The following is a 648-nucleotide window of genomic DNA, read 5'->3' as shown; positions in this document are numbered from 1 at the left end:
GTGCGCTACTGGGCGGCCGAACAGAGCAACACCCAGCTGCCGCAGGTGGCCGGTTACCTGTTGGCCAATCGCGCGCTGTGGCTGGGCGTTGCCGCCGCCTTGTTCACGGCGACCTTCGCGCTGTTCCGCACCGAGCGCAGTGGCAGCGGGCGGCGTCGCTGGGGGCGCAAGCCTGCCGCGCCGACGCCTGCGACCGTGCGCCCCACGCAATGGGGGGTACCGCGCATCCGCCCCACCTTCGGTGCGGTCACCGGATGGCAGCAGTACCTGCGTCAGGTCCGCTTCGATACCACCGGCGTGCTGCGCAGCGTGCCGTTCCTGGTGCTGCTGCTACTGGGCCTGGCCAACTTCATTCCCGGCGCGCTGACGCAGGAATCGCTGTACGGCACGCCGATCTATCCGGTCACCGCCGAAATGCTGGCCTTGCTGCAGGGCGCGTACAGCTGGCTGCTGGTGATCATCGTGCTGTTCTACGCCGGCGAGCTGGTGTGGAAGGAACGCACCGCGCGGCTCAATGAAGTCAACGATGCGATGCCGGTGCCCAACTGGGTGCCGCTGCTGGCCAAGTTCACCGTGCTGGTGGTGGTGATCGCCTGCTTCCAGGCGGTGGGCGCGGCGGTGTCGATGCTGCTGCAGCTGGGCCAGGGC

The 648-nt window shown here is 68.7% G+C and carries 1 pseudogene; it reads left to right on the top strand.

What is annotated here, in order from left to right:
• A pseudogene (locus ACXJKJ_RS30875) lies at window positions 1–648 on the top strand (hypothetical protein); the annotation flags it as partial.

This window comes from Roseateles sp. P5_E1, assembly GCF_054049335.1.
Note: the sequence above shows the minus strand (reverse complement) of the source record. Positions and strands in the feature narration are given on the sequence as shown.